At 40.1% G+C, this 25,709-nt stretch carries 22 protein-coding genes and 2 pseudogenes; 19 read left to right on the top strand and 5 right to left on the bottom strand.

Annotated elements, in window-relative coordinates; genetic code table 11:
• Position 1 precedes the first annotated feature (1 nt).
• The 7 genes and pseudogenes from GHNINEIG_RS11030 to GHNINEIG_RS11000 all read left to right on the top strand — a co-directional run bounded on the left by GHNINEIG_RS11030 (position 2) and on the right by GHNINEIG_RS11000 (position 7,577).
• Positions 2 to 226 carry an SHOCT domain-containing protein gene (locus tag GHNINEIG_RS11030; RefSeq protein ID WP_011370998.1) on the top strand — a complete coding sequence of 75 codons (225 nt, stop codon included), beginning with the start codon at positions 2 to 4 and terminating at the stop codon, positions 224 to 226.
• A 130-nt stretch (positions 227 to 356) separates the two neighbouring features.
• Positions 357 to 740, top strand: a complete 384-nt coding sequence (locus GHNINEIG_RS11025) for a DUF302 domain-containing protein (RefSeq protein ID WP_135796696.1) — start codon at positions 357 to 359, stop codon at positions 738 to 740.
• A gap of 66 nt (positions 741 to 806) precedes the next feature.
• Positions 807 to 3,137, top strand: coding sequence for a heavy metal translocating P-type ATPase (locus tag GHNINEIG_RS11020; protein WP_135796695.1), 2,331 nt, complete (start codon positions 807 to 809; stop codon positions 3,135 to 3,137).
• A gap of 118 nt (positions 3,138 to 3,255) precedes the next feature.
• Positions 3,256 to 3,561 (top strand): hypothetical protein, encoded by a 306-nt coding sequence (locus GHNINEIG_RS11015; RefSeq protein WP_223260889.1) that lies wholly within the window; start codon positions 3,256 to 3,258, stop codon positions 3,559 to 3,561.
• A 432-nt stretch (positions 3,562 to 3,993) separates the two neighbouring features.
• Positions 3,994 to 5,331, top strand: a complete 1,338-nt coding sequence (locus GHNINEIG_RS11010) for an APC family permease (RefSeq protein WP_011371519.1) — start codon at positions 3,994 to 3,996, stop codon at positions 5,329 to 5,331.
• Positions 5,332 to 5,631: 300 nt separating this feature from the next.
• Positions 5,632 to 6,297, top strand: coding sequence for a DsbA family oxidoreductase (locus GHNINEIG_RS11005; RefSeq protein ID WP_135796694.1), 666 nt, complete (start codon positions 5,632 to 5,634; stop codon positions 6,295 to 6,297).
• Positions 6,298 to 6,463: 166 nt separating this feature from the next.
• Positions 6,464 to 7,577: pseudogene (locus tag GHNINEIG_RS11000) on the top strand (IS3 family transposase).
• A gap of 207 nt (positions 7,578 to 7,784) precedes the next feature.
• Here the strand turns inward: GHNINEIG_RS11000 and GHNINEIG_RS10995 are convergent.
• Both GHNINEIG_RS10995 and GHNINEIG_RS10990 read right to left on the bottom strand, forming a co-directional pair.
• The gene (locus GHNINEIG_RS10995) at positions 7,785 to 8,141 is read right to left on the bottom strand and encodes a DsrE/DsrF/TusD sulfur relay family protein (RefSeq protein WP_135796693.1); all 357 of its coding nucleotides are present in this window, start codon (positions 8,139 to 8,141) and stop codon (positions 7,785 to 7,787) included.
• A 52-nt stretch (positions 8,142 to 8,193) separates the two neighbouring features.
• Complete coding sequence (locus tag GHNINEIG_RS10990; RefSeq protein ID WP_135796692.1) at positions 8,194 to 9,453, bottom strand: MFS transporter; 1,260 nt, start codon at positions 9,451 to 9,453, stop codon at positions 8,194 to 8,196.
• Between the two features lie 270 nt (positions 9,454 to 9,723).
• Between GHNINEIG_RS10990 and GHNINEIG_RS10985 the strand changes: the two genes are divergently transcribed.
• From GHNINEIG_RS10985 to GHNINEIG_RS10935, 11 genes are all read left to right on the top strand, one after another.
• On the top strand, positions 9,724 to 10,467 hold the full coding sequence (locus tag GHNINEIG_RS10985; protein ID WP_135796691.1) for an MBL fold metallo-hydrolase: 744 nt from the start codon (positions 9,724 to 9,726) through the stop codon (positions 10,465 to 10,467).
• Between the two features lie 69 nt (positions 10,468 to 10,536).
• Positions 10,537 to 11,643, top strand: a complete 1,107-nt coding sequence (locus tag GHNINEIG_RS10980; RefSeq protein WP_135796690.1) for a YeeE/YedE family protein — start codon at positions 10,537 to 10,539, stop codon at positions 11,641 to 11,643.
• Positions 11,644 to 11,665: 22 nt separating this feature from the next.
• Positions 11,666 to 12,241, top strand: coding sequence for a class I SAM-dependent methyltransferase (locus GHNINEIG_RS10975; RefSeq protein ID WP_135796689.1), 576 nt, complete (start codon positions 11,666 to 11,668; stop codon positions 12,239 to 12,241).
• Positions 12,242 to 12,341: 100 nt separating this feature from the next.
• Positions 12,342 to 12,992, top strand: a complete 651-nt coding sequence (locus GHNINEIG_RS10970; protein ID WP_135796688.1) for an ArsR/SmtB family transcription factor — start codon at positions 12,342 to 12,344, stop codon at positions 12,990 to 12,992.
• A 279-nt stretch (positions 12,993 to 13,271) separates the two neighbouring features.
• Positions 13,272 to 13,622 (top strand): DUF3147 family protein, encoded by a 351-nt coding sequence (locus tag GHNINEIG_RS10965; protein ID WP_135796687.1) that lies wholly within the window; start codon positions 13,272 to 13,274, stop codon positions 13,620 to 13,622.
• A 152-nt stretch (positions 13,623 to 13,774) separates the two neighbouring features.
• On the top strand, positions 13,775 to 14,119 hold the full coding sequence (locus tag GHNINEIG_RS10960) for a hypothetical protein (protein WP_145963192.1): 345 nt from the start codon (positions 13,775 to 13,777) through the stop codon (positions 14,117 to 14,119).
• A gap of 159 nt (positions 14,120 to 14,278) precedes the next feature.
• Positions 14,279 to 14,998 carry a HupE/UreJ family protein gene (locus GHNINEIG_RS10955; RefSeq protein WP_223260888.1) on the top strand — a complete coding sequence of 240 codons (720 nt, stop codon included), beginning with the start codon at positions 14,279 to 14,281 and terminating at the stop codon, positions 14,996 to 14,998.
• Positions 14,999 to 15,170: 172 nt separating this feature from the next.
• Positions 15,171 to 15,530 (top strand): DUF6488 family protein, encoded by a 360-nt coding sequence (locus GHNINEIG_RS10950; protein WP_135796685.1) that lies wholly within the window; start codon positions 15,171 to 15,173, stop codon positions 15,528 to 15,530.
• Positions 15,531 to 15,612: 82 nt separating this feature from the next.
• Positions 15,613 to 16,920, top strand: coding sequence for a TolC family protein (locus GHNINEIG_RS10945; protein ID WP_135796684.1), 1,308 nt, complete (start codon positions 15,613 to 15,615; stop codon positions 16,918 to 16,920).
• A gap of 2 nt (positions 16,921 to 16,922) precedes the next feature.
• Complete coding sequence (locus tag GHNINEIG_RS10940; protein ID WP_135796683.1) at positions 16,923 to 18,170, top strand: efflux RND transporter periplasmic adaptor subunit; 1,248 nt, start codon at positions 16,923 to 16,925, stop codon at positions 18,168 to 18,170.
• Between the two features lie 9 nt (positions 18,171 to 18,179).
• Positions 18,180 to 21,293: an efflux RND transporter permease subunit gene (locus tag GHNINEIG_RS10935; protein ID WP_135796682.1), complete on the top strand. Its 3,114-nt coding sequence runs from the start codon at positions 18,180 to 18,182 to the stop codon at positions 21,291 to 21,293.
• A 192-nt stretch (positions 21,294 to 21,485) separates the two neighbouring features.
• Here GHNINEIG_RS10935 and GHNINEIG_RS10930 read toward each other — a convergent pair.
• From GHNINEIG_RS10930 to GHNINEIG_RS10920, 3 genes and pseudogenes are all read right to left on the bottom strand, one after another.
• Positions 21,486 to 22,599 (bottom strand): annotated as a pseudogene (locus GHNINEIG_RS10930) (IS3 family transposase).
• A gap of 605 nt (positions 22,600 to 23,204) precedes the next feature.
• Positions 23,205 to 24,382, bottom strand: a protein-coding gene (locus tag GHNINEIG_RS10925; protein WP_135796681.1) for an IS3 family transposase whose coding sequence is annotated in 2 segments (ribosomal slippage) — positions 23,205 to 24,118 and positions 24,118 to 24,382 — 1,179 coding nt in all. Because the reading frame shifts where the segments join, the coding sequence is not laid out codon by codon here.
• 42 nt (positions 24,383 to 24,424) lie between these two features.
• Entirely contained in the window at positions 24,425 to 25,132 is a 708-nt protein-coding gene (locus GHNINEIG_RS10920; RefSeq protein WP_189636885.1) for a hypothetical protein, read from the bottom strand.
• A gap of 319 nt (positions 25,133 to 25,451) precedes the next feature.
• On the opposite strand from GHNINEIG_RS10920, the gene GHNINEIG_RS10915 reads away from it, so the two are divergent.
• Positions 25,452 to 25,676 carry a ChaB family protein gene (locus GHNINEIG_RS10915; RefSeq protein WP_135796680.1) on the top strand — a complete coding sequence of 75 codons (225 nt, stop codon included), beginning with the start codon at positions 25,452 to 25,454 and terminating at the stop codon, positions 25,674 to 25,676.
• Positions 25,677 to 25,709: the final 33 nt, after the last annotated feature.

The raw sequence follows: 25,709 nt of genomic DNA, 5'->3' as shown, positions 1-25,709 counted from the left end.
TATGTTTAATTACGATCATACTTGGGGATTCATGGGAGGCGGAATGTGGTTACTCTGGTTAATTTTCATTATTGTTATATTTTTACTAATAAAAAACTTCAACACATCTTCCAATTCTGCTTCAGAACAAAATGAAACCGCTTTGGATATTTTAAAAAAACGATATGCCAAAGGCGAAATAACAAAAGAGGAATTTGAAGAGCAGAAAAAAACACTGCACTCTTAGAGCGGAATCAAATCCAAATAAAAATCCAGGTCGAATTTAAGCAGGCCTGGTCAATATTTAGATTTCAATCTAATAATCGTTAGTTAAGGTTCAATATTTTATTAGGTACATTTTAGACAAAGGAAGAGATATGTTTTTTCAAGTAGAAAGTCACAAAACATTTGAGCAGGCAGTGGTGGATTTGGAAGCCGCTGTTAAAAATCATAATTTTGGTGTGTTACACATCCATGATTTAGGAGCCACTTTACGAAGTAAGGGTATTGAGTTTAAGGATGAATGCAAAATTTTTGAAGTATGTAACCCTGTTAAGGCCGTGGAGGTTTTAGCAATCGATATGCGTTTGAATATGGCACTCCCCTGCCGTATCTCTGTTTTTACAGAAAACAACAAAACCTTTATTGGCATGATTGAACCCTCCGAAATGCTCGGCTTATTATCAACAGATGAGGCCTTAAATAAAATCGCAAAGGAAGTTGAACAGCAATTAATTCAAATGATTGATGAAGCGAAATAATGTCATTGATAACAGTGTGTATATCAGAGTGGGATAGACACTCTAAATCGATATATTGGAGATAGTATGACAAATCAAGTTTCAAAAGTAACGGGCAATCTTATTGACCCTGTTTGCCAGATGGAGATTTCGGAAAACACGCCTTTTCATACCTTAAATAAAGGCAAAACATTTTATTTTTGCAGTGAAAATTGCAAGCATAAATTTGTCAGTCATCCTGAAAAATATCTACAGGATCTATCTTCACAGTCTGTTAAAGAATTAGACATTACTGGTATTCAATATACCTGTCCAATGCATCCTGAAATCATTCAAGACCATTCGGGAAACTGTCCTATTTGTGGCATGGCACTTGAACCATTAATCACGCCAATGCACGTTGAAAATAGAGAAGATTCAGAACTAAAATCAATGCGCCTCCGTTTTTGGATCAGCACTGTATTAGCTTTACCCGTTTTTGTATTAGCCATGATGACGGATCTATCCCCCCAATATTTGCCCCAAGACTTGAACTTGCATACGGTGCAGTGGATAGAATTTATTTTAGCAACACCAGTGGTTCTTTGGGGAGGCTATCCATTTTTTGTGCGAGGTTGGCTGTCCATAAAAACCTGGAATTTAAACATGTTCACCCTCATTTCAATCGGAATTGGAGCCGCTTGGGGTTTTAGTATGGTCGCACTCTTAGCACCGCACATATTTCCAGCTACGATGCAATCTGAAACAGGTTTAGTGGCTGTTTATTTTGAAGCGGCCGCGGTGATTACCGCCTTGGTATTATTAGGTCAAGTTTTAGAATTACAAGCTCGCTCTCAAACCAATTCAGCCATCCAAATGCTCTTAGGACTCGTCCCTAATACAACTTGGAAAGTTGAAGAAGACGGTTCTGAAGCAGAGATTCCATTAGAGGCAGTGCAAGTTGGAGATATATTACGAGTTCGGCCAGGTGATAAGGTACCTGTCGATGGTTTTATCACCAAAGGTCAAAGTTATGTGGATGAATCCATGGTCACTGGAGAGTCCTTTCCTGTTTCAAAAAACATTGGTGATCGCTTAATTGGTGCCACCATTAATGGTTCTGGCAGTTTATTGATGAGAGCAGAAAAAATTGGCAAAGATACTCTCCTTTCACAAATAGTTGACATGGTAGCGCAAGCGCAACGTTCTCGTGCACCGATTCAAAAACTAGCAGACACTGTCTCGGGATTCTTCGTGCCTATTGTGGTTGTTATTTCAATCATTGCTTTTTTTGTATGGTGGTTTTTTGGCCCCGAACCAAAACTCGCTTATGCCTTAGTCAGTGCTGTCGCAGTTCTTATTATTGCCTGTCCTTGTGCATTAGGACTAGCAACCCCAATTTCAATTATGGTAGGTACTGGAAGAGGAGCTACCCACGGGGTGTTAATTAAAAATGCTGAAGCGCTTGAGATGATGGAAAAAGTGAATCTTTTGGTGATTGATAAAACCGGAACCATAACTGAAGGCAAACCGAAATTGGTCGAATTTAACGTTGAATCCGGGTTTGAAAAACAAACGGTTTTACAGTTGATTGCCAGTTTAGAACGAGGCAGTGAGCATCCTTTAGGTTTAGCGATTATTGAGGCTGCACAAAAACAGGGACTCTCTTTTGAATCGGTAGATGGTTTTAAATCGCTTACTGGAAAAGGGATTATGGGCGAAGTAAATAATCAAACAATTGCCATTGGAAATGATCAATTAATGAAAACACTCGCAATCAACTTACCGCCATTGAATGACACCATCAAAGACTATAGATCGCAAGGTCAATCGGTCATGTTTGTCGCTATCGATCAACGTTTTGCGGGATTTTTTGTCGTGGCTGATCCTATCAAATCGACAAGCCAAGAAGCCATCAAATCGCTTCACCAAGAAGGGATTCGAGTGGTGATGTTAACGGGTGATAATGTAACAACTGCAAATTCGGTTGCCTCTAGTCTACAGATAGATCAAGTTGAAGCTGGCGTATTACCCGATGAAAAAGCTCAGTGGATTAAAAGTTTTCAAAGTGACGGTTACGTTGTTGCCATGGCAGGTGACGGAGTTAATGATGCACCCGCTTTAGCACAAGCCCATGTTGGAATTGCCATGGGTACCGGGACTGATGTCGCCATGGAAAGTGCCGCAATTACTTTAGTAAAAGGAGACCTGAGAGGTATTGTCCGAGCCAGAAAATTAAGTAAAGCAACCATGAAAAATATTCGTCAAAATCTATTTTTTGCCTTTGTCTATAATGCTGCAGGCGTACCGATTGCAGCAGGCGTTTTGTACCCCGCTTTTGGCCTACTGCTGTCACCTATAATTGCCGCAGCGGCTATGAGTTTTAGCTCAGTGTCTGTGATTGGTAACGCTTTGAGATTAAAGAAAGTGACACTCTAATCCTAAAAATACACAGAAATTTAAACATTACGCCTAACTAGCTAGAAAACTGGTCGCCAATTAAAAGTTGCGTTGGTGATTTAGATCTTTTAAGCAACTTAATTAAGAGGACATAATCATGTTAAAACAAAAATTACTTGTTATTGCTATTGCTGGGAATATGGGACTGTTTACAGGAGTCTCTTTTGCATCTGATCATGCATACCCTCGTACACATGCTATACAAAATATGGAAGGAACCCACATTATTGGCGGACACTTAATGACCCCTGAGGAAAAAGACATCTATGAGCAAAAAATGGAAAATGCTAAAACCCCTGAAGAACGTGAAAAGATCTTACGGCTAAACCATCAAAAAATGAAAGCTAGAGCAAAAGAGCGAGGGGTTCCTTTAAGACCAATGCCCCAGGTCAAAAAGAACTAATGGAGCATGACAGCCAACATCGGAACAAGATGAGTAATGATATGGATGATGCTCACATGTCACCCGACAATCATCATAATGATGAAATGGGACAACATAAAATGCATTAAGTTTGAGGGACGATAAATCTACACTGCACGCTAATAATGATACTTTTTTGTATATGTACTTAAACCTGTAAAAAAGTATTTAACCCCGTTTTCAAACAAGCATTACGGGGTGTTTAGCAAGACCACAAATAAACGAATGAAAATCAAAATAACGTCTGACTCGCTTTTCAACTCTAGCATTTTAGCTTGATGTTTAATCAAACTTGTCAGCAAAGATGCAACGATAAAGTTTTAAAAAATCAATTTTAGATGGCTTTACGTACGTACTAAAGCCAATTCTGGAATGACTAGTTATAGCTCGGCCACCATACTGGAGATTTATATGGAGCACTCAGAAAATAGAACACCGAAATACCAAGAAAACAGCCTGACACTAATTGGCGCAGTAGCCTTGGGAACGGGTGTGATGATTGGAGCGGGCATTTTCGCCTTAACTGGCCAAATGGCTACAATGACCGGGGTACTTTTCCCTCTGGCATTTCTCTCGGCCGCACTCATTGTTTCATTTAGCGCTTACTCATATGTGAAGATGTCTAATGCCTACCCTTCGGCAGGAGGCATTGGTATGTACCTCTACAAAGCTTATGGCAACTCTCTATCGACAGCTTTTAATGCGCTGCTGATGTATTTTTCCATGGTGATTGCTCAAAGCTTTCTGGCTCGAACCTTCGGCGAATATACCCTACAACTTTTTGATACAGACAATAATGAGATATGGGTTCCAGTCTTGGGCGTTGGTCTGTTACTAGTCGCTTTTCTCATTAATTTATCGACGAATCGATTAATCGGAGGTGTTGCGTCCTTCATTGGCTTTCTAAAGATAGGCGGTATTATCATTTTTGGTCTGGTTGGCATATGGGCTGCTGATAATATTGCGATGGATTTTACCCAAACAACGCCTGACTCCTCGACGTTGAGTGGCTTTCTTGGTGCTACAGCATTAGGAATTCTTGCGTTCAAAGGGTTTACCACCATCACCAATAGCGGCTCAGAACTAAAAGATCCTCATCACAATGTGGGTCGTGCCATTACTATTTCCATCATCTTTTGTGTTGTGATCTACACCCTGGTGGGATTTGCTGTGGCCAGCAATTTGTCACTGAGTGATATTATCGCAACTCAAAATTATTCTCTGGCTGCCGCCGCAAAACCTGCACTAGGTAATTATGGTCTCTGGTTTACGGTAGTTCTAGCGATGTTGGCCACAGCTGGTGGCATAATAGCCAGCATTTTCGCAGTATCTAGGATGCTCGCCATGCTCACAGAGATGAAGCTTGTGCCTCACAGTCACTTTGGAATGTCTGGTAACATCCAAAAACATACACTTCTCTACACAGTGGTTCTCGGTCTGTTTTTGACGGCATTTTTTGACTTGAGCCGGATTGCTGCACTGGGTATTATTTTCTACCTGATCATGGACATAGCCGTACAGTGGGGGATTCTGCGCTATTTACGCAAAGAAATTCATGCCAATTTACTAATTTTGTTCACAGCAATTATGCTTGATCTATTGGTGCTTGGTGGGTTTCTGTGGGTTAAGATCATGTCTGATCCAATGGTTGTCGGGGTGGCGATAATAAGCATGGCAATCATAGCGATAGTCGAATTTGTCTTTCTCAGAAATCAGAGGCTAACGAACTCTTCTAGTTTGACAAAATAAAGAATAGTATTTGTTAAAAAAATAACAAAGTGGCATCGAATGAGTAATACGAGATACTAAATGTATAGCCACATCATAGATTTTTATAAAATTTTAGGGATTATCCGATGCTGACACAGAGTTTTAAACATTGCCAATGATACGTAGTCAGCAAGTTTATAACGTTATCGCTACACCTTTAGCTACGGGTGTTCCTTACAGCCTGCTTTCAGTGTCATATTAATGTCATTCAATACTGTTGTCGTTACCTTTAACGCACCAGTGCTGAAATTTAAAAAATTAAAGTTAGGAGCCAATTAAATGACTAGAAAGATCAAAATTACATTTTTAGGTGACATTCTTTGTGTCTGGGCCTACTCCACTCATGCACTCTTAGAAAAGTTAAAGCATGAATATGCTGACCGCATTGAAATTGATTATCGGTTTATTTCCGTGTTCGGCGATGCTGAAAAATTTATAGAGGACGGCTGGCATGATAAAGGAAGCTATTCTGGCTTCTCTAATCACTTACAAGCAGTTGCAAATGAACTTGGATACATTAACGTCAACCCAGTCATTTGGAAAGACTGCAAACCCAAAACTTCTTCTATGGCTCATCTATATATGAAGGCAATCCAGTTATGGGAACAAAAAAATATGAGTTTATCTGATAACCAAAATCCACTAAAACGTAAAAGTGAAGAAGTACTTTGGCAAATGAGAGTGCTTTTTTTTGAACAGGGTAAAGACATTTCTAATACAAAAATTCTGGATGATTTATTAAAAAACGCTAACATAGATCCTGTACAAATTACCCCCTTTCTAGAGAATGGTTCAGCTATGGCATCATTACTAAGTGATTACGAGCTTGAGCCACAACTAAAACTTGATGGAAGTCCGACCTTGTTGTTGAATGAAAATCGTCAAAAATTGTATGGCAATATTGGCTACGAAGTTATTAAAGCAAATATTGAGGCACTACTTTAATTGATCCTGATTCAGATAATAAACACACCACCTGAAACCTGTAGAAGGAAGTGGATATTATCGGCTTGAGAATGGTTAAGTTACCACACAAAACATTCAGGTGAATCGCCACTAATTTACTAGACACTTCTTAGCCATTTTATAATGGTCAAAAATGAGGTGTTAAATGAGCAGTAAACGCTACCCTGAAGAATTCAAAATTGAAGCCGTAAAACAGATAACCGAACGAGGTTATCCAGTATCAGAAGTATCCAAAAGATTAGATGTCACAACCCACAGTCTTTATGCCTGGGTAAAGAAGTATGGGCCAGATAAAGACCAACATCAGGCTAAAGCAGATGAGCAAGCTGAATTAAAGCGTCTTCGTAAAGAATTGGCTCGTGTGACAGAAGAGCGAGACCTTCTAAAAAAGGCGGCGGCATACTTCGCAAGAGAGTCCGATTGAGGTATGCCTTTATTCGAGAGAATGCAAAGGGACAATCAATCCGACGATTATGTGAACTATTTAACGTTCATCCCAGTGGCTACTATGCCTGGTTAAATAAACCCATATCAACAAGCCAGAAGCGCAATCAGAGACAAGCAGGACTGATAAAACAGTTCTGGCTGGAATCAGGTGGTATCTATGGTTATCGTAAGGTATTTGCCGACATGCTTGAGCATGGCGAGTCTATCGGTATCAACCGAGTACACAAGCTCATGCATGATTCCGGCTTAAAAGCTCAGGTTGGTTATAGAAAACCAAGGCAGAGATCAGAAGCGGAAAACATTATTGTTCCGAATCGACTGAACCGGGAATTTAATTCGCAAGCGCCTAATCAATCATGGGTTACTGATATTACGTATATCAGAACGCACGAAGGCTGGTTGTATTTAGCAGTAATCGTTGACCTGTTTTCAAGACGGGTGATTGGTTGGTCGATGAAGCCCAGAATCACAAAGGACTTGGTTCTAGGTGCGCTGCTTATGCGATATGGAAACGAAGCCCGACACAGAAGGTAATCGTGCATTCCGACCAAGGCAGTCAATATACCAGTCATGACTGGAGTCACTTTTTAAAGTTTCATGGACTGGAAGCCAGTATGAGCAGACGCGGAAATTGTCACGACAATGCGGTTGCAGAGAGCTTCTTTCAGTTGTTGAAGCGAGAACGCGTCAAGCGAAAGATATATAAAAATCGAAATGAGGCACGCCAAGACATTTTTGATTACATCGAACTGTTTTACAATCCCAAACGACGTCACTCTTCGAACAATCAACTCTCACCAGTTGAATACTAGAAGCAGTACGAAATGAGGCTAAAAAGTCTCTAGGATTTTAGTGGCGATTCATATTGCTGTTTAGTCAGCGTAAGTAAATATTACAGTAACCATAATGACAACTTCAGCTGGATTAACCCTGTCAGTAATTTATCAGTTTTTTCTTTTTATGATTTTTGTAATTTTTGCCATAAAAAATGTCTGGCTTTTTCAGATCCTAGTAATTTGCTATAAATTAATAACTCTATCGCTATCTATAATCCATTCAGATAAGTCCTTAATCGTTGATTTCTCCACATCAGAAAAGTACGGTTTGTTTTTATAAATACCACATCTGGTCATGCATGTTCCACATGCTTTTACGCTTACCCCCTTATCAACTAAAGCTTTAAGCTGATTGGACAGATCCTGATCATACCCTTGAGTCTCTATTTTCATATCACGAGCCAAATCTACTGCATCATTCATCATAAAAATTCTGACTTCCTGATTCTCTTCATGTAATTGGTTTGCTAACCTTAAGCCGTTCCAAGTTAAGTCAGTGCCATCGTATGGTTCTTTGTTAAAAATTAGTAATATTTTCATAGTTCCTCCTAATCAAATTAGCGCAATATATGTCATATTCGATATGGTTAAATCACTTAGACTCTATGGCAAGCATGACCCACGTCCCGGATAACAACATCATGACCCCTACAAAATAAAAGGGCCAAATAACAGATTCCGTATAAAAAGCTAATACACCCATTAATAGCGCGCCAATGGCGTAACCAAAGTCTCGCCAAAAACGATAAATCCCTAATATACTAGCTCGCCATTTAGGTTCACTAACATCTGCGACAGCTGCCCCTAACGTTGGATAAAGCATCGCCATCCCAAATCCCATAACACCCGCTAACAATGACCATGCCCAAACACTCTCAACCAAAACAAAGAGGATGCTACTAATTCCGCAGAGCCAAAACCCTCCAAAAATTAAACCTCGACGTCCCCATTTATCTGATAATGGTCCTGTAATTAGTTGAGAGCCTCCCCACACAACACCATAAATTGCGATAATAGCACTTGCTTGAACTAATGACTGAGCTTGGTTCATTAAAAATACCGGCATGAATACCCATACCAGAGCATCAATAAATTTTTCGACCAGTCCTGCCTGATTAAGTGCCACCAATTCTCTTTTTTCGAACGTGGCATAAATCATCATACTTTTTAGCGATATCGGTACAGTACTTAATTTTTCTCCCTTAGCAATTAGAGTTTCACTGTGCTGTTGCTGATGCAGTTGTGACCAAGGATGGGTATCAATGACCTTCCATAGTGCTAAAGACAATCCTAGACCAATTACAATTAACCCGAATCCTAATAATGCTTCTCGGGCACCATATTGTTCAGCTAAAAATGCCGTAACCCAACCGGCTATACCAACTGCTGCATACCCTGAAAACTCGTTAAAACCATTGATAAGACCCTTTTGACTTGATTTAGCTAAATCTAATTTACTATTAAGAGACATTGACCAACACAAGCCTTGGTTAAGCCCTAGAAACATCATAGCCCACAATATCCATGTCCATGACTCGGCATAGAAAATCAAAAATGGTACTGGAAACGCCAGAAGCCAGCCTACAACCAGCAAACGACGACGACCAAACCGATCGCTAAGATGACCAGCAACCAGATTCATAACTGCTTTGACAAACCCAAAGACCACTACAAACAAAGCCAGACTCATAAAAGATTTACCTGCTAACCCGAACTCACTTTCTGATAGGCCAGGCACAACAGTACGAGTCATACCAATGGTCAATCCAACAAGAAATACTTGTATTAATTGTTGCAAAATCTGGTGTAGATTCACACGAATTCCGTGCTCTATATTTAATGATGTTGACATAAAAGCCTCTAATTTTTTATACAAAATAATTCAACCATTGGGTTGAATACTAGACTTATTTATTTAAAACTGCAAGTTCGTTTTAAATTTCTAACATTCAAAAAATTAATGGCAAATAAAAAAATATAATCAACCATGTAGTTGAATTATTAAGGCTTATTGAGTATATTAATCCAAATTCAACCAAATGGTTGAATTGAGTCAAAGAATCTTTGTCAAATGTTTGATCCTTTTTCTCGGTCGTTTTATAAACCTTATAGGAGCAAGAAAATGTTTTTATTTCAACACACACCTGAATCAGAACCGGGATCTTTATCCTATCTATTAGGATGCGTAGGCCAAGGTCTAGGCATTGCTGTCGATGTTCATCAAGATGAAATTGATCTTTATATGAAAGTGGCCGAGCAAAAAGGCATAAAGATAGCCTATGTTATCGATACGCATGTTCATGCTGATCATTTTACTGGCGGTTATGATTTAGCTCAGCGCAGTGGCGCTCATTATGCCCTACACAAAGATTCTCCAGCACAATGTGAATTTATACCACTAGATGATCATCAAATAATTAAAGCAGGCAATGTAGAAGTTGAAATTCTTTATACCCCGGGGCATACTGATGACAGCATTACTCTTATGGTAACTGATCGTTCTCGCTCCGATGAGCCATGGTTTCTGGTAACAGGTCACACATTGTTTGTTGGCAGCGTTGGTCGTCCAGATCTAAAAGGCCGAGCAGAAGAGATGGCACATAAACTATACGAATCTATCCATGAACGCATTTTGCCTCTACCCGATATTATAGAAATTTTACCAGGTGCTCAGGCAGGTAGTGTTTGTGGTGCAGGCATCAGTGGAAAACCCATGTCAACACTGGGGTTTGAAAAACGTTACAATCCAACATTAAAGCTAGATCGCGATGCATTTGTTAAACAGGTTGTTGGAGCCGTTTTGCCAGAGCCTGAAGAAATGAAAAAAATTGTAAACTTCAACATTAATCCAACAAAAGGCATTTAACACTTAGAGCTTATTGTTAAATTTCCTCCACTTATTTGCGGGGGAATCAGATTAGGAATTTAAATAAATATGGAAAATTTATGGACGGCTTTTTGGCCATATTATTTAGGGGTTTTAAGTTTAGCCATTGTGTTTGGATTTACCGCTCAAAGAAGTGCTTTTTGCCCAGTAGGTGGGATACGAGATTGGGTCAATCAAAAACAATTTACCCGCTTAGGCACATATTTTGGTGCAATTGCTGTAGCGATGTTCTTTACGGCAACAGCTGAAGGAGTTGGCTGGATAGATCTTTCTTTGACGGTACCCCCTTATCGCAGTGCAGAATTTGCTTGGGGGCGTTACATTATTGGTGGATTTATATTCGGTTTTGGAATGGTACTGGCTGCAGGCTGCGGAATGCGAAACCTTGTTCGTATGGGGCAAGGAAGCTTCAAAGCGATATGGTTAGTAGCGTTGATGGCATTAATGGCTTATTTAATGACGCGTACAGACTTCTATGCTTCTTGGGTAATGCCTACTGTGTCGCCAATGACTACGACTTTAAATCAAAGTGGGTCACAAGATATTGCTAGCTTACTAGTAGGTAAAAGTGAAAACATCTCTACTTTACGGTGGATCATTGGCACATTAATTGGTTTAGGGTTATTTGTTTGGCTGATGAGATCCTCCGAATTTAAACAGATCAAACCGGTTGCAACAGCCATGATTATTGGTGGAGTAATTGTTGCAGGATATGGTCTTACTGGTGGTTCTTATGCCGCATATATGCAAGAAGAAGCTTCATTTATGGATATGCCTCCGGCTGGCCTGGGGACGCAATCGTTTACCTTTGCAGCTCCAATGGGAGATGTAGTTCATTGGATGTCTGAACCTTATTTGCCACTGGTAACTTTTGGTGTACTTGCTGTTTTGGGTATGGTGATTGGTTCCGCTATCAGTGCCCTTATGCAAAGAAGCTTTAAATTGGAGGGCTTTGCATCTGGCAAAGATTTCCTACTTTCAAGTCTAGGTGCTTTGATGGTTGGATTTGGTGCTGTATTAGCAATGGGATGCTCAATAGGCCACGGACTCTCCGGTATATCGACCCTTGCATTAGGATCGTTTTTAGCACTATCATCAATTTTAGCTGGTGCTTATACAGGTATTCGCTTAGAACCCTATTGGCAACCACGTTAAAGTCCTGTAAAGGAATCTCAACATGAAAGTCCCACAAAGTGATATGCCTGAAACAGCATTATGGGAAAGTTTTTTCGATCCTGATAGATTGATTCAGCAGCTTATTCCTGATGCACCTTTTATGGGCGATGCGGTGGAGCTAGGGGCTGGGTATGGCACTTTTACTAAATCTGCTCTAAAGTCGGTCACAGGAAAAGTGCACGCATATGAAATAGAACCTCATATGTGTACAAACTTGGAGGCTCGGTTTAACGATATCATTCCGCTTCGCTTACAGGTTCATTGTGCGGATGTATTAATAGGCGGGACTGGGCTCACCGCCGGTTCTATCTCTTTAGTGATGGCGTTCAACTTTTTACATTTTGGGGACCCACAAACATTGTTAGACCATGTGTATCATATATTAGGTCCAGGTGGTCGGCTATTGATCATTCATTGGCGAAGTGATATTGATACGCCACGTGGACCAGACATGCATCTACGCCCCACACCAGAAACTGTATGTAAATGGTGCCATAAATCAGGGTTCAAATTGTTACAACAACCAGATATCAGCGGCAGCTGTCCATGGCATTATGCTGTTGTTGCGACCAAGTAAAATTTAGAACATGTAAATTTTTACGGTAAAATAAAAAATGGATTATGATCCAAGATTTTTGTATTAAATCACTTTAATATTTAACGGAAAAAACTCATAAATGACTTTACAACCACTTAAGCGCAACCTTTTTGAGCAATTAGCACAAGTAAGCAAAGCTTTAGGCCAGACGAATCGTTTAATGATTTTAGATATACTTTCCCAAAGTGAATGCGATGTAGATACATTACACCGAAAACTCGGGCTGAGTGTCGCTAATGTCTCTAAGCATCTGCAAAACTTAAAACAAGCAGGGTTAGTAAAAAGTCGTCGTGATGGTCTACGTATTATTTATAAGTTGAGCGATGAGTCTGTGTTTCGTTTAATTGTAAGCCTTAGAGAAGTTGCTGAGACTCAATTGGAAGAAATGCAAGCGCTTTTAGTAGAACACCTAAAACCAAATACGCCACTAGAACCTATTTCCTTACAGGTTTTGAAGAAGATGGAACGCAATCACCAGTCATTTACATTACTAGATGTGCGTCCATATGATGAATTTAGTTCAGGTCACCTTCCTAACGCAATTAACATACCTATTGACGAGTTGTCAAAAAACTTTTCACAGCTTAGCCCGGATCAACCATTAATTATTTATTGTCGAGGACCATATTGTATGTGGTCACATGAGGCTGCAGAAATACTCCAAGAAAAAGGGTATGAAGCAAAACGGTTAATTGAAGGTTATCCTGAATGGCGAGCAACACAAGAATAATTTACAGCTCTTAATTTTTTAGTTCTGACTGCGCATTAGCTTGAGCTTGACATGTGTTTTTATCCGAACCGGATTTTTTTAACCTCAGCATAAAAACTGCAGGGTGGTTCCACTAGTCTTTTGAAAAACTTAACGACAGGATACTTCGTTTAATCATGAGACGATCCGCTTCAAGTTTAAATTCATCTGGATATCGGTTTCTGTTCATAAAGCGCTTCTCTAATGATTGTATAATTTTAATGCAAACTTCCTGCACCCCCTTATATAAGAGTGATATTAATGCCTTATTATTTATTAAAAATATCCATAACAGTAATACTGATCGTTGTGATATCTGAAGTGGCAAAACGTAGCAGCTTAATAGGAGGCATTCTTGCATCCATCCCTCTTGTGTCTGTTTTAGCAATGACCTGGCTTTATATTGATACTAAAGATATTCAAAAGGTATCGGAACTATCAATCAGCATTGTGTGGCTTGTCATTCCATCTCTCACATTGTTTGTTACTTTACCCATTCTTCTAAAAAAAGAGATTAACTTCTATCTTAGTTTAATGATTGCTATAAGCATGACAGCCGTCGTTTATTTTTTAATGATATGGGCTCTCGGAAAACTAGGTATCAAATTGTAATGGTTTAATTAAACCCTCTAAACAGTTTTAATCAATAGTAAATATAAATTGAGTATAATTGTAAAAACAAAACAAGTTAACTGAACAAATACGTGATCAAATTACGACAACACTTCCCTCTTCTTTTTACCTTTATCATTGCTTTTATCACTATGCAATGGGCTTCTGTACATATTCATTTAGCAGAAAGCCATACACATGATGAAATTCACTACCATGAATTGGAAGGTCACGCCCACAATTTAACAACCCCTCATTCCGATACAATAGAGCCATTTCATCTAGCAAATGATTTTAATACTATTGACCTGGATAATCAGCTCAATCCCCCACCAGGAAAACATAACACACCTGATCAAGCAACGGTTCCAAGTTATTTTCAACAATATACCCGTGTACAAACCGTCAGGTTTGAACGCCCTTTAACAGATAATCTCTTTTACCATCGCCTCGAACGGTCAGTCGCCAATCCTCGCGCGCCTCCTTATTTCTCGTAACAGTTCCACACATCTAAAATATATTTAACCTTATCAAGGTATTACAACACCTTGAATAAATTGTTATTGAGAAAAAATATGCTATTTTTGTTTAAAAAATCACGATGGTTACTAGCCGTACTTGTAATGCTGGTAGTTGGCCAGGCTTTTGGACATGGTATGTCAGAAGCCGAAAAACAAACGATTATCGATGGCGGCAATCTAAGCTACCTGTGGATTGGAGCAACCCATATGCTGTCAGGTTATGATCATTTATTGTTCATATTCGGTATTATCTTTTTTTTAACTAAGTTCAAAGACATTATTAAATACATTACCGCGTTTACGCTGGGTCACAGTGTCACGCTTATCTATGCCACATTTAATGGCATTCAAGTCAATTACTTTTTAATTGATGCAATTATTGCTTTAAGCATTTGCTATATCGCCTTTGCCAACCTTGATGGATTCAAGAAGTATCTAGGTATTAAGCCACCAAACTTACTGTTAATGATTATCGGTTTAGGTTTAATTCATGGCCTTGGACTCTCTACCCGCCTACAGCAACTGCCTTTAAACCAAGATACTTTATTGATGAATATTATTTCTTTCAATATCGGCATTGAACTTGGCCAAGTTATAGCGTTAACAATCATGTTACTTGTAATGGCTTTATTTCGCAGATCAACACTATTTGAACCTTTTAGCCTTATCTCCAATTACGGACTGATATTTGCCGGTTTGTTTCTATTCATAATGCAAATGCATGGGTATTCTCATATCACTAACCCAGATGAATTTGGCTTTAGCTCTGACAATCATATCCATGAGCATATCAAAATGGATGAAGAGCGAGCCGCCCAGGTTATTAAAAACTCGCAGCATGACAGCATTGAATAAAAGGAAGCTTAAGATGCCTAAAATATTTGTAACGTTAATAACAGGCTTACTCTTTATTGCCTTAACAGGTTGCTCGGATCATTCACACGATGATGGTTCACACGATGATGGTTCACACTCACATGATGCACAAGAGCATCACGAAACAATCGAATAATACTAAGGAATTTTTATGAAAAATTTAATCACAACACTATTTTTATCACTATTTATTACTACTTATGCAGTGGCCAGTGGAGGACATTCTCACAGTCCAGACGGTGGACACAGTCATTCTCATGGTTCCATTTCGAATAAAGAAGTGATTAATAAAGCAACAGGGAAAGTAAATCAATTAGCTTCAGCAGGCATCATTGATATTTCTTGGAAAAATGTAAAAGCCCATAATGCAGTTAAAAAGCAGTTTAGAGATGACTTAGAGTGGGTTATTGCATTCAAGAATGGCAAAATCGACGATCCAAAAAAACAAACCCTCTATTTATTCTTCAGTTTAGACGGTCATTACATTGCCGCAAACTACTCAGGTAAATAAGACTCTGTTAGCCTCACAGCCTATAAAAACCCGAACGCTTCAGCCATAGTGACTAAAGTGTTCCAATAAATGGATTGTATCGATGTTATTTCATACCCCATATAGATTACATAATAAAACCACCGTTAAGCGACTATTGAGTGCGGCCACCCTGCTCTCTTTATCGTTAACCTCATTTGCGAGCTTGGCACAAACGCAGCCAACTGAATTGGTCGATTTAACGACGGCGATTAACAAAACACTTGCGAACCATCCAAGCTTAAACCAGTATCAATACCAGTTTAACGCTCAACAAGGCATGCAAATTCAAGCGGGCGTTTCTGCACCTACTAAAGTGTCGCTCTCTTTAGAAGACATGCTCGGAACCGGTGCAATGCAAGGCTTAGATAATTCACAGTCTTCTCTAAGCATAAGCTGGGTACTCGATAAAGATATTATCAGTAAACGAGTCAGTGTCGAAAGCTCTAAAAAAGAGATTATTGAGATTGAGCAGCAAATGAATAAAATTAATGTAGCGGCTCAAACCGCTCAATATTTTTTACATACCCTGGCTCTACAAGAAAAATTAACCATTGCACAACAATCGGTAAAACAGTTAAGCCAAACCAAAGCGCAAATCAAGCGACGCGTGCAGGCTGGTAAAACCTCCGAAACCGACTTATTAAGAGCACAATCCGAGCTTGAAACCGCCTTACTGCAACAAGAAGACGTTCTCCATGAAATCAAGTCCGCTAAACGAATGCTTGTTGCACAATGGGGTGAAACGAATCCCAACTCGCTCACCCTAAACGGTTCACTGCAAAGTCAACCCAATTTACTGAGTTTAGCGCAGTTAGAGCAAAAGCTTGAAACTTCACCTGCGCTGAAAAGGTTCATGGTATTAAAAGGCATTGCACAAACCAAAATCGATTTAGCTGAAGAACAATCTAAAGGTTTATGGCAAGTCTCAGCAGGAGTTAAACGCCTGCAATCATCGGGCGATTTTGGCTTAATTGCAGGTGTAAGCGTACCAATTATGCAGCGTAATAGAAACCAAGGTTTTATTGCCGCTTTAACCGCACAACAAAACCAAAACCAGTCTGAGTTTACCGCGCTTAAAAAGCAAGTTGAAACACAATTATTTGTACTCTACCAAGAGCTAAAACATTCTCTGCATACGCAAGAAGCATTGCAAGAGCGCATTATTCCTAGCTTACAAAAAGCGTTAAATGAAGCAAACCGTATCTACTTACAAGGTAAATACAGTTATATGGAGCTTAACTCAGTACAAAGAGATTTATTAAAAGCTCAGTCTAAACTGATAGACGCCAATTTGATGATGCACCTAAAAATGATTGCGCTTGAAAAGCTAACTGGCATGCAGTTAACCCGAATTGAAGAGAGAAAATAATCATGAATAACATTTTTTATACATTACGTACTGGGCTTATTGCAAGCTTACTCATACTGGGTACGCCTTATAACGTCATGGCTGAAAGTGGTCATAATGAATCCGCTGAGAGCGAACACACTGAACCAGAAAAAGGCGTTCATGGTGGCCGTTTACTAAAAGACGGTGATTTTGTGGTTGAGCTGTCTATTTTCGAAAAAGGCGTGCCACCAGAATTCAGAACTTGGGTGACTTTAGAGGGTCAACCCGTGGATCCAAAAGAGGTGTCTTTAAACGTCACTTTATCTCGCTTGGGTGGCGTGGAAGATAATATCAATTTTACCGTGCAAGACGATTTTTTGCGTGGAGATATGGAAATCTATGAGCCTCACTCTTTTGAGGTCACTCTTCAAGCAACCTACCAGGGCAAAACCTATGAATGGCATTACGATAATTTTGAAGGCCGAGTAAAAATCAAAGCCGACATTGCAGAAGCGATGGAAATTAAAACGGAAATAGCATCCAGTGCCGTATTAAAACAAAGTGTTCCAACTTACGGCAAGCTAGCAGTTGTGCCAGGTAAGACTGCACATATCTCAGCACGTTTTGACGGCATCATTAAAAAGGTCTATGTCCATCTTGGTCAAAAAGTCAAAAAAGGCCAACGTTTGTTAACCGTTGAAAGTAATGAAAGCTTAAAGTCTTACAACGTCACTTCTCCCATCAACGGCTACGTGACTCAAGTGAATGTGGCTATAGGCGAGCGAACTCAAGGTAAAGACTTGCTTCAAATTGAAAACCAAGACGAATTAACCGCCGAATTATTGGTCTTTCCCGCTCAAACAAACCTCATCAAACCAGGGTTAAATGTCAGCTTATCAATGAACAATATCAATCAAACCTTTACCGGTTCGGTGACGCAAATTGATCGTCAAGTTTTAAACAACCAAGCCCGAGTTGTCCGTGTTCGTGTCAACAATCAGGCTGGCAAACTTTCACCTGGTATGTTTGTAAAAGGGGATATTGAAGTGGCCACCTTTACCGTACCTTTAGCGGTAAAACGTAAGGCAATCCAAAGCTTTAGAGATTTCAAAGTTGTGTTTGCAAAAATAGGTGAAGAGTACGAGGTTCGTATGCTTGAACTTGGACGTGTATCAGGTAACTGGGTAGAAGTGCTCGGCGGTTTAAAAGCCGGTACCGAATACGTTACTCAGAACAGCTATATCATCAAAGCCGACATTGAAAAGTCTGGCGCTTCACACGATCACTAAGGAAACAAAATGCTTAATTTTATTTTAAAATTTTCCATACAACGCAGTGGAATGGTCCTTGGAGCTGTCTTACTGCTGATTGCATTGGGAATTTGGAATGCCACCAAACTTCCCGTTGATGCCGTGCCCGACATAACCAATGTACAAGTCGTTATCAACACTGAAGCACCAGGCTACACACCTTTAGAAGTAGAGCAACGTATTTCATTCCCAATTGAAACCGTACTCTCTGGCACCCCCAATATGGTGCAAACCCGATCCATTTCTCGTTATGGCTTATCGCAGATAACCGCCATATTTGAAGATGGTACGGACATCTACTTTGCACGCCAGTTAATCAATCAAAAGCTGGCCAACGTAAAGTCGACTATACCCGATAATTTAGTGCCTGAGTTAGGCCCTATTTCAACAGGCCTAGGTGAGATTGTGATGTTTACAGTCGATGCCGAACCCGGGGCTAAAAACCCAGATGGTTCAGCTATTACACCGATGGACTTACGTACCGTTCACGACTGGATTATTCGTCCACAACTTTTAAAAGTGCCTGGCGTGGTCGAAGTGAACCCAAGTGGCGGTTACAAAAAAGAAATTCTCGTTGAGATTATGCCTGATAAATTGCTTGCTTATGGCTTAAGCCAGGCTCAAGTGGTTAAAGCCATTGAAATGAACAATGACAACCGTGGTTTAGGGTTTATTGAAAAGAATGGTGCACAATGGTTAATGCGTGTACCTGGACAATTGACCAGCATGGATGCACTGGCCAATATTGTTATACAAAATGATTCTGGAGCCTACATCCAAGTCAAAGATGTCGCCAATGTTACCGCTGGTAAAGAACTCAGAACCGGTGCATCAACACAAAATGGTCGTGAAGTGGTATTAAGCACCGTATTAATGTTAATTGGTGAAAACAGTCTAACGGTGGCCGAAGCGGTTTCGAAAAAACTAGAAGTCATTAAGGCATCATTGCCTGACGGAGTTACCTTAACCGAAACTTACAACCGTATTAATTTGGTCAATAAAACCTTAGATACCGTTAAAAAGAACCTATTTGAAGGCGCGCTTTTAGTCATCGTTATCCTGTTCTTACTATTAGGCAATATCCGTGCAGCCATCATTACCGCCGCCGTCATTCCTATCGCTATGTTAATGACTATCAGCGGCATGGTACAAACCAAAGTCAGTGCTAATTTAATGAGTCTAGGGGCGCTTGACTTCGGTCTGCTGGTTGATGGTGCCATAATTATTGTCGAAAACTGTTTAAGACGGTTAAGTCTAGCCAGTGTTCATAAAAAAACGCTGGATTTAAAAACCCGTTTTGACATAGTCTTCAGCGCCACACAAGAAGTGATTAGACCGGCACTGTTCGGGGTATTTATTATCACCGCTGTGTACTTGCCTATCTTTGCCTTAACCGGTGTTGAAGGCAAGATGTTCCACCCAATGGCTACCACCGTTGTGATGGCATTAGCCTCGGCGATGTTACTGTCTATTACCTTTGTGCCTGCGTGTGTAGCGGTATTCTTTAAAAAGCCTGTTGAGATCAAACACAACATCATTATGAGCTCTGCCAATAAGGCCTATAAACCTTTATTGCACTTTGCGATTAAAGCAAGATGGCTTATTGTGGTGTTTGCCATCGCTTTAGTGTCTTTTTCAGGTTATCAAGCTACCAAGCTAGGCAGCGAATTTGTACCTAACTTAGATGAAGGCGATATTGCCATGCATGCCTTGCGTATTCCGGGTACTTCGCTGAGCCAATCGGTCGCCATGCAAAAACTGCTTGAAGAAAAAATTAAAGAACTACCAGAGGTTGAGCGTGTGTTTGCCAAAATTGGTACGCCAGACGTAGCAACCGACCCTATGCCACCGAGCGTAGCGGATAATTTCATTATTCTGAAACCACGTGATCAGTGGCCTGATCCGTCTAAAGAAAAACAGCAAATTGTTGATGAACTAGCCGCACTGGTTGAGCCGGTACCGGGTAACCGTTATGAGTTCTTGCAACCTATTCAGATGCGTTTTAACGAACTGCTATCGGGTGTGCGAGCAGAGCTTGCCATCAAAGTATTTGGTGACGACTTTGATCGTTTAGGGGAACTAGGTAAAGAAATTGAACGTGCCATTGAAAACGTACCAGGCATGGCCGATTTACAAGCTGAAAAAACCACGGGTTTGCCAATCTTAACCTTCAACCCTAAGATTGATAAACTTAACCAGTATGGTTTAAGCATCAAACAGCTTCAAGACCAGCTTTCCATTGCTTTGGGAGGCCAGCAATCTGGACGATTCTATGAAGGTGATCGTAACTTTGATATTGTCGTGAGGTTACCTGAAAACCTAAGAACGGATATTGATGGTTTAGCCTATCTGCCCATTCAACTTCCCAATAAAGAGGTGGTACCTTTACAAGAGCTGGCACATATAGAGCTGGTTGAAGGTTACAACCAAATTAAAAGGGAAAACAGTAAACGCAGCGTGGTGGTAACAGCCAATGTAAGAGGACGTGATTTAGGCTCTTTTGTAAAAGAAATTGAAGCCACAATCAATCAATCTGTTGATTTACCAGCCGGATATTGGGTGGAATATGGTGGAACCTATCAGAAGCTACAATCGGCATCTGAAAGACTATCTGTTGTTGTCCCTCTGACACTTGTCATGATTTTAGCGCTGCTATTTTGGGCCTTAAACTCCATAAAAGATGCCGCCATTATTTTTACTGGTGTGCCGCTAGCTTTAACAGGTGGGGTGATTGCTTTACATATAGCAGGTATTCCATTCTCTATTTCGGCTGCCGTTGGCTTTATTGCTCTATCGGGTATCGCCATTCTAAATGGCTTGGTTATGGTGTCTTTTATTAAAGATTTACGTAAAAGAGGTTCGGTTTTGGATGATGCCATTATTAATGGTGCTTTAGCTCGACTACGTCCAGTACTCACAACTGCCTTAGTGGCCGCATTAGGGTTTATTCCAATGGCGTTAAATACAGGGATTGGTTCAGAGGTTCAACGACCTCTTGCCACCGTGGTCATTGGGGGAATCATTTCCTCAACCATCTTAACGTTGTTTGTGCTGCCAGCACTTTATCGAATATTACATAGTAAGAATAAAGTAATAAAATAATAGTCAAATAACATAGACAAAGCGTGCTTTTGCGCGCTTTCATTAGCTGGGAAAGCCCGAAAAAATTATCTATAGGAATTGTAAGACTGTAAGAGGCTAGATAAGTTCTAGCTTCTCAGAATATTGAGTCTAAATCAACGATTTCAGATGAAGTGGCCCAGTAGTTAAGAGATTTGAATCGCCACTAAAATCCTAGAGACTTTTTAGCCTCATTTCGTACTGCTTCTCGTATTCAACCGGTGAGAGTTGATTGTTCGAAGAGTGACGTCGTTTGGGATTGTAAAACATTTCGATGTAATCAAAAATGTCTTGGCGTGCCTCATTTCGATTTTTATATATCTTTCGCTTGACGCGTTCTCGCTTCAACAACTGAAAGAAGCTCTCTGCAACCGCATTGTCGTGACAATTTCCGCGTCTGCTCATACTGGCTTCCAGTCCATGAAACTTTAAAAAGTGACTCCAGTCATGACTGGTATATTGACTGCCTTGGTCGGAATGCACGATTACCTTCTGTGTCGGGCTTCGTTTCCATATCGCATAAGCAGCGCACCTAGAACCAAGTCCTTTGTGATTCTGGGCTTCATCGACCAACCAATCACCCGTCTTGAAAACAGGTCAACGATTACTGCTAAATACAACCAGCCTTCGTGCGTTCTGATATACGTAATATCAGTAACCCATGATTGATTAGGCGCTTGCGAATTAAATTCCCGGTTCAGTCGATTCGGAACAATAATGTTTTCCGCTTCTGATCTCTGCCTTGGTTTTCTATAACCTACCTGCGCCTTTAATCCAGCGTGATACATGAGCTTGTGAACACGGTTAATCCCAATAGACTCACCATGCTCAAGCATATCGGAAAATATCTTCCGATAGCCATATACACCACCAGATTCGAGCCAAAACTGTTTTATCAACCCTGTCTGACGTTGGTTGCACTTTTGGCTTTTCGATACAGGTTTATTTAGCCAAGCATAGTAACCACTGGGATGAACATTAAATAGCACACACAATCGCCGGATGGATTGTCCTTTTGCATTCTCTCGAATAAAGGCATACCTCAATCGGACTCTCTTGCGAAGTATGCCGCCGCCTTTTTTAAAAGGTCTCGCTCTTCCGTCACTCGAGCCAGCTCTTTGCGAAGACGCTTTAACTCGGCTTGTTCATCTACTTTAGCCTGATGCTTATCCTTATCAGGACCATACTTTTTAACCCAGACATAAAGACTATGCGTGGTCACTCCTAATCGGTTGGAGACTTCCGAAACCGGATAACCTCGTTCGACAATCTGTTTTACTGCTTCAATTTTAAATTATTCAGGGTATCGTTGACTGCTCATTTAGCACCTCTTTTTTTGACCATTATAAAATGGCTAAGAAGTGTCTAGTAAATTAGTGGCGATTCAATTATCATTCCTTTTGTATCTTCAAAGGAGAGAGCAACTAATGTACTAATTCCTTAGTTATTGGTCATTTAGTTATTAATGGTATAATTTAATAGATGGCATGCTTTAGTAAAAGGGAGGTGTAATGACTACCACATTCTTGTTAGGCATCGTAGTAATGGCTTCTTCATTAGCTACATGTTTTATTGTCTTGTATATAATTTTTGGTAAATCAAATACGAAATCTTATTAATAAAACCACTGTTTGAAGAGGTGTTACCACGAATCTTTTTGTTTATCGCAAATGAGCGGCTATGAATCATACAGACAATGTTTTTTATACTGGTTTTAAAGATAACATTGAGCTCGATCATTGTGTAGAATCTGGGCAGCCCGTTTATATGATAGTTGAGAATAAACCCTCACGAGAATCGATAGAAGAACTCTTTAGGCGTTATTCGACTCCCCATTACTATTTTGACTTTTCTGATTTAGAGACATTTCGAACATACCTACATCTGTAGTGGTCAAGTTTTTTTGGCCACCGATTTAGAGCAATTTGCCCAATAAATTTCCTCAGCTTTGTTTGGCGTTTTGCCATCATTAAATGCATGAGGCCTCACTTGGCTGTAATAGCCGATTATGTAACTGGTTACATGATTGCGTGCTTCAGCTAAACTTTTGTAACCCAACGTCGGCACCCATTCGGTTTTCAAGCTTCTAAAGAAGCGTTCCATCGGGCTGTTATCCCAGCAATTACCGCGACGACTGAGGCTTTGTTTTATCTGGTAACGCCATAATAGTTGGCGGTACTTAGTGCTCGTGTAGTGACTGCCTTGATCTGAGTGGAATAACAAGCCGTCTGGCTTGCCTCGTAATTCAAACGCCATGGTTAAGGCTTTTGCAGTCAACTCACTATCGGGTGAATAAGACATCGCCCAACCGATTACTTTTCTGGCATATAAATCCAATACCACCGCTAAATACGACCAGCGGTTACCTGCCCAGATATAGGTTACATCCCCGACCCAGACTTGATTCGGGCGCGCCGGGTCGAACTGGCGATCAAGACTGTTTGGAATACAAATATGTTCTTGTGTGGCTTTTTTGTAGCTATGTTTAGGTAACTGGCAACTGACTAAGCCAAGTTTTCCCATCAATCTTTGAGCACGATAACGACTAAGAGGAATAGCACGCTCTGTGGCCACTAATGCTATCGTTCGCGCACCGGCTGAACCGTTGCTTTCAGCATGAATTCGGCGCACCATCGCCAACTCTTTTACCAACTTTGGCTTGATGCGCTTTGGGCGGCTTCGCCAGGCTTTAAAGCTACTGCGGTACACGTTAAACACCTGGCATAATCGCTGCACCGAATGGCGCTCTTGAAGCTTTTTGATTATCTCGAACTGTTGAACGAGTCCGACATCAAGAGCGCGGTAGCCTTTTTTAATATGTCTTTTTCCTCTTCGAGGTACTTAATCCGCTTTTTTAATTGTTGGATTTCAATCTGCTCGGGTGTAAGTGCGCTGCCTTTTGGGGCAATGCCACGGCGCTCATCTTTAAGTTGCTTCACCCACTTACCCATGGTGGATAAGCCCACGCCCATGGCTTTTGCGGCTTCATTTAGTGTGTAGCCTTGGTCAACAACCAGTTGGGCTGATTCGAGTTTAAACTCGGCTGAAAATGTTGGTCTTGTTTTTGTCATCTTCGGTCACCTTTTATATGAGATGCATTTTAGCATCTCTATTTAGGTGGCCAATTTCACTTTACCACTACACAGGGCACTCGAGATAGAATGGTTAAAATTGCAATAAAAAGGTTGGTAAAAAAAGGCATTGAATATGATTGCCTTTAGTGTCATCAAGTCGTGAATGTATTGCTGTTTTTCTTCTGAAGGATTGTGAATAATTGGTTCAATCAAAGAAAGGTAAACAAATTGTTTAGTTTTCATTCCATGAATTGATCGTCGGATTTGGGTTTCGATTTCAACAGAATCAATCGGTTTTGAGAAGTTATGTTGGATAGCTTGAATAAATTTTTCGCTACTCAAAAAGGGGTATGTTTCAGACTGCTTTTCAAAGAAAGGTAAGGCTATACTTGTGACCTCTTTTATCTCATTCCAGCTATTTGAAATTTCATCCTTGTTTTCAATAAGCTCATCATCAATCAATATTTCGTGCATTTTTTCAAAGTGTTTTAAAGCATCAACAATGAAAATTAATGGTGTTGCTACGTGCGTCCGTTGTTTTTTTTGTGTTATATCGTATTCAGTTAAGCTGATAGGGGAGATTTGTTCATAGAGCTTTGAAGCTAATTCTGAATTAATTCCAGGAACGCATGAAAACAAGTTGTTTTGAATAGAAAATTTCTGTCGAAAGTTTGAAAAAGAGGTTCGAATAATCTCTGTTCGAATAGTATCTAAATTGTTACTATGGCTTGACGGAGAAGAGGTCATTTTGATTAGTCTTTATGTCGATATCTACACTATGGATTGTTCCATTTTATAGGATATAAATCAAAGTAAATAACCTTAAAGGACACTATTTATTTTCCTTTAGGCATAAAAAAACCGCTATTTAAAGCGGTTTAAGTATGTTTGTGTTGTTTCTAATTTGTGTGGGTAAAAGGATTTTCAATCTTTGCTCTACCGACTGAGCTATGTGGCCTAAATTTGAATTTGCGTATTGTAGAGAGCAGACAAATGAATGTCAAATGATTATTTTATAAATTATTAAAATTGATTTGGCTTTTCATTACAATCGAAGGAGTATCTTATGCCATACAAGTCGAGAAGTGCTTTGCCTGAAGCTGTAAAATCGCATTTGCCGAAGCATGCTCAAGATATCTATTTAGCGGCCTTTAACCATGCCTGGGAAGAGTATAAAAACCCAGAAGACCGTCGTGGCGATGAAAGCCGTGAAGAAGTGGCGCATAAAGTCGCTTGGGCCGCGGTGAAGCAAAAGTATCAAAAGTCCGGGGATGACTGGGTGGAAAAGTAATTGATAAAACCGTTTACACAGGCAACTAAATCC

It is taken from the genome of Hydrogenovibrio crunogenus (genome assembly GCF_004786015.1).
Classification (GTDB): Bacteria; Pseudomonadota; Gammaproteobacteria; order Thiomicrospirales; family Thiomicrospiraceae; genus Hydrogenovibrio; species Hydrogenovibrio crunogenus.
Note: the sequence above shows the minus strand (reverse complement) of the source record. Positions and strands in the feature narration are given on the sequence as shown.